Annotated in this window: 4 protein-coding genes; all 4 read left to right on the plus strand. The window is 59.2% G+C overall.

Features of this window, described 5'->3' with window-relative positions:
- Positions 1 to 1713: aminotransferase class I/II-fold pyridoxal phosphate-dependent enzyme (locus OSA81_13265; GenBank protein ID MDE0899971.1), on the plus strand; the 1713-nt coding region annotated here is incomplete at its 5' end.
- Positions 1714 to 1749: 36 nt separating this feature from the next.
- Complete coding sequence (locus OSA81_13270) at positions 1750 to 2658, plus strand: LicD family protein (GenBank protein ID MDE0899972.1); 909 nt, start codon at positions 1750 to 1752, stop codon at positions 2656 to 2658.
- A 292-nt stretch (positions 2659 to 2950) separates the two neighbouring features.
- Positions 2951 to 3211, plus strand: coding sequence for a ferredoxin (locus tag OSA81_13275; GenBank protein ID MDE0899973.1), 261 nt, complete (start codon positions 2951 to 2953; stop codon positions 3209 to 3211).
- A 151-nt stretch (positions 3212 to 3362) separates the two neighbouring features.
- The gene (gene ilvD, locus OSA81_13280) at positions 3363 to 5063 is read left to right on the plus strand and encodes a dihydroxy-acid dehydratase (protein MDE0899974.1); all 1701 of its coding nucleotides are present in this window, start codon (positions 3363 to 3365) and stop codon (positions 5061 to 5063) included.
- Position 5064 lies beyond the last annotated feature (1 nt).

A 5064-nucleotide genomic window follows, 5' to 3' on the forward strand; every position in this document is an offset into this window, starting at 1 on the left:
TCTTTACTTGAGCGCGCCTTGGACGCGCTCGCCTCGCAAGGCGTCGCTGAAGCGGTAATCGTCGTTGGCTACAGGGGCGAGGCGGTTCGCGAACGAATCGGCTCCCGCTTCGCGGGGGTCGACATCCGTTACGTCGAGGCGCCCGACTTTGAGACGACGAACAACATCCGCTCACTTTGGGACGCTCGAAAATACCTCGATGAGGATGTCTTGCTGATCGAAGCGGATGTCGCGTTTGACCCATCTGTTATCGGCGCATTGCTCCAGCAGCCGGGCAGCAGCATCGCGGTCGCGCCCTACCACCGAGGGCTCTCGGGAACGGTGGTACGACGTGATGAGCGCGGGCATGTCACGAGTTTCGTGCTCCCTGCTGATCAGGATGAGTATCTCGATGCCAGCGTGACGTTCAAGACTGTCAACATCTATCTGCTTCGCGAGGAGTTGCTCCGCGACCAAGTGGTCCCGCGGCTTTGCCGGGCGATCGAGGCCGGACATGTGCATGATTACTACGAGAGCATCTTCGGTGACTGCGTGAGGGACGAGACCCTGACCGAGTTGGCCGCGGTCGATGTGTCAGCGAGTCGTTGGTGCGAGATCGATGACCATCGCGATGTGGGTGTTGCCGAGTTCCTGTTCCTGGACCGCGACGCGCAATTCGACCGCGTTCAAGAGCTGTACGGCTCGTACTGGCGGTACGGCTTTACGGACCATTCGTACCTGTACAACATGCACTTCCCTCCAGCGAGCATGCTCGAAGTGTTCCAGGGCGATCTTCGAAACATCGTCACGAACTATCCCGTCGGTCAATCCGAACTTGCTCGTCTCGCTGCCATGTGGGTCGGAGCCAAGCCTGACCACCTCGCGGTGGCCAACGGTGCCGCAGAACTGATCAAGATTCTTGGGAATCAGTTTGTGCAGCGTCTGACGATTCCGACACCCTCGTTCAATGAGTATGAAGAAGTGATCACCCCGGATGGGCTCAACCGTTTCCCGCTCGAGCCAGGGACGTTCGAACTAGATGTCGACGCGTTCGCAGAGTCCGCCCTTCGGTGGGGATCTGATACCGCAGTTGTCGTCACACCAAATAACCCGACTGCGGTCTCGGTGCCACCCGGCGAGTTACTCAGGCTGGCGCGTCGTTTGGAGGCTGGGAACTGCCGGCTGATAGTTGATGAGTCTTTCATCGAGTTCTCCAAAGCCGGGGTGGCCGGAAGCGTGGAAGATATGGTCGATTCGATCACCAACCTGGTCGTGATCAAAAGCATGAGCAAAGTGTTCGGAATCGCCGGACTTCGCATTGGTTACGTTCTCAGTGCTGACCAAGAGTTCATCAAGACCATCCGCGCCAGCTTGCCGATCTGGAACATCAACGGGCTGGCTGAGGAATTTCTTCGCACTGTCGGGCGTTATCGAAACGAATTCTCGGAGAGCTGCGACCTGACTCGCTCAAGTTGCGCGGAGTTGTACGCGGAGCTGCTCGCGCTACCGGGGATCGTGCCGGTCGAGCCGGACGCGAACTTTGTTCTCTGCAAGCTCGTCGGCGATTCAGTTACAGGGCCACAAATCGCTCGGCGCATGTACGTCGAGCACAACATCCTGATCAAGGACTGCGCGGCCAAGAGTATGCCCGAAGCCGATCGTTATCTGCGGATCGCATCACGCACGCCGGAGGAGAACCACCAACTCGTAAGGGCTCTTGCGGCTCTGCTTTAGCCGCAGCCACCACGTAACGCCGAAAAGGAAGAGGATATGGAAACAAGCGACGAAGAGAACTCCGCCCTCATGGACCAATTAATGAAGTCGATCCCTCCGATGGACCCGCTAAACGGAGAGAAGCTGCTACGGGAGGCGAAGCAGATATTTGACACCCACGGAGTGGTCTTTTTCCTCCGGCAAGGTACCTGCCTAGGCGCGGTGAGAGAACACACGTTGATCCCATGGGATGATGACCTGGACCTCGGATCCATCATCGACATGCACGGGTTCACCAAGGACCTAATCGAGCCCACAATCGAGTCCTTCCGTGCGAACGGTTGCTACGTCGAGGTCTCCGACGACGAGCTCGATACAACAGTGAAAATCATGAAGTATCGGATCCGAATCGATTGGAAGATCTACCAGGTAATCAACGGAACAATTCCTCACTATCCGGGGATACCCATCCCCATCAGCCTGTTCACCGAATTGACCGAGGTCGATTTCATCGGCGACACGTATCTCGTTCCGAGCCCGCCCGAGACGTACCTCCGCTGCAAGTACGGTCCGAATTGGAGCACACCGAAACAAGTGGGCTACGAGAAAGATGTACTCGACGCGATGCCGAAGGGAACCGTCCCTGGTCGTGCGGGGTGGCTCAAGCAGTTCCTAGCCGTTCGTTTTTCGCCACGCCAGACTGCGACGTTGTTGGTACTCGACGAACACGATGCCCCAGTGGCAGGCGCGGATGTGTTGCTTGCAGGACTGAGCCGATCCAAGACAAATCGTCAGGGCATCGCGAAGTTTTATTTGCCCGGGCCAGACATCTACGCGTTGGCCGTCACGGTCAACGGCCGCGAGGAAGTCCTGTATGAGGAGGAACTGGACCAGGGGGAAAGGTACGTCTACCGACCGAACCCCGCCAAACCTGCGGGAAGATACTTCATACTCACGCAGAAGTAACGAACGTTCGACGGCCCCTGCACCGGCTCACCACTGATAGTTGTTCGCTACCGGGCAATGCCGACCCATGACGTCAATAGTTCTTCTAACAGCGAGGAAGCTTGAATATTGAGTTCGGGTGGCTAACCTGCGTAAGGGCAAAGCGCTTCCTCGGGTTGTAAACCCACTGGGCGGCCATCTATCCACCCCTATCTGACCAGCGCAGACGTATTAATGACACCCTCAGGCTCGACGGCGGTCGGGCTTGTTGATGGAGCCAATATCCCATCGACCTGCAGTCAAGGAGTTCACCATGAAGGTATGGATTGACCAAGATCTGTGTACCGGCGACGGGCTCTGCGAGGAAATCGCCCCTGACGTGTTCTTCGGGATGGACGACGGTCTTTTCTATGTGAAGGAATCCCCGGAGAACTTCGGCACGGAGAAGCTGTTCGACGGTGTCGCCAACCCTGGCGGAGCCGAAGGCACTGCGCGATTTCCTGACGGCCTATTGGACGCGGTCATCGAAGCCGCCGAAGAATGCCCAGGAGAGTGCATCTTCATCGAGGCCTAGGACCACAGGATTACCCACGCCCTCGCCAATCCCCGCCGAGCGCAGTAGCCAGATATGTGGAGCACTTTTCTTCGACGCTCTGGAAGGCTCACCGGCTAGATCCCGACGCGATCATGGTGCCATGCAGCCTGAGAGGCGGTAAGTTCGCGCCATGGCTGAACAGTCCGTCACCCTAAATCGTTACTCGTCTCGCATAACCCAACCACCGAGCCAAGGCGCCTCCCAGGCCATGCTCTACGCGACCGGTCTGACCCCTGCCGATCTTCAGAAAGCGCAGGTGGGTGTTGCGTCATGCTGGTATGAGGGGAACCCATGCAACATGCATCTTGCAGACTTAGCGGACCATGTGAAGCGCGGCGTGGTGGAGTCGGGCCTGGTCGGGATGCGGTTTGACACAATCGGTGTGTCCGACGGGATATCGATGGGCACTGACGGGATGTCGTACTCGTTGCCCAGCCGTGATCTCATCGCCGACTCGATAGAAACGGTGATGGCAGCGCAGTGGTACGACGGCCTGGTCGCGCTGCCGGGCTGCGACAAAAACATGCCCGGGTGTGTGATGGCTATGGGTCGGCTCGATCGGCCCGCCATAATGGTCTACGGCGGAACGATCCGGCCGGGCTCAACGATGATCGGCGGCGTCGAGGAAAAGCTCGACATCGTCTCGGCGTTCCAGAGCTACGGCCAATCCCTGGCTGGTTCGATCACCGAGGCGGAGCGCGAGGCCATCGTCGCCCACGCTTGCCCCGGCGCTGGTGCATGTGGAGGCATGTACACAGCGAACACCATGGCCAGCGCCATCGAGGCTCTTGGTCTGAGTCTGCCCTACTCATCAAGCACCGCGGCCGTCGACCCAGCCAAAATCGACGAATGCGTTCGGGCCGGCCGCGCCATGCGGGGCCTACTCGAGGCTGACCTCAGACCGCGCCGGATCGTAACCCGAGGCTCGCTGGAGAACGCAATGGTAGTGACCATGGCGCTGGGCGGATCAACCAATGCAGTGATCCATCTGATCGCCATGGCGCGGGCCTTCGAGCTGGAGTTAACCATCGATGATTGGCAGGCAACAGCCTCCCGGGTTCCGCTTCTCGCAGACCTCAAACCGTCGGGTCGCTACGTTATGGCCGACCTACACGAGGTGGGGGGTGTCCCCGCAGTGATGCGGTACCTGTTGGAACAGGATCTGATCGATGGTGAACAGCTCACGGTCACCGGTCAGACCATCGCAGAGAACCTCGAGACGGTGCCGGATCTGACTGAGGGTCAAGACGTCATCGCGACCGTCGACGCACCAGTGAAGGAACGAGGTCATATCAGCATCCTGCGGGGCAACCTGGCGCCGGGTGGCGCGGTCGGTAAGGTCACCGGAAAACAGGGGCTCCAGTTCACCGGACCGGCCCGGGTGTTCGACAACGAAGAGGACATGTTGGCGGGACTTGAGCAGGGCGTGATCACATCGGGTGATGTCATCGTCATCCGCTACGAAGGCCCCAAGGGAGGGCCCGGTATGCCCGAAATGCTCACTCCAACAAGTGCCCTGGCAGGGGCCGGTTTCATCGACCAAGTTGCGCTTATCACCGACGGACGCTTCTCGGGAGGAAGCCACGGCTTCATCATCGGCCACGTCGTGCCGGAGGCACAGGACGGCGGCCCGATCGCGTTAGTCCAGGACGGCGACACAATCACGATCGACGACGAAACCCACGCTCTCACCGTCGACCTATCCGATGAACAACTGGCCGCCCGTCAGAGCGAATGGACCGCACCACCTCTCAAAGCCAGCAGCGGCGCGCTCTGGAAATACATCAAGAACGTCGAGGACGCCAGCCACGGCTGCATCACCGACGGCTGAG

This window comes from Longimicrobiales bacterium, from assembly GCA_028823235.1.
Taxonomy (GTDB): Bacteria; Gemmatimonadota; Gemmatimonadetes; order Longimicrobiales; family Gaopeijiaceae; genus UBA2589.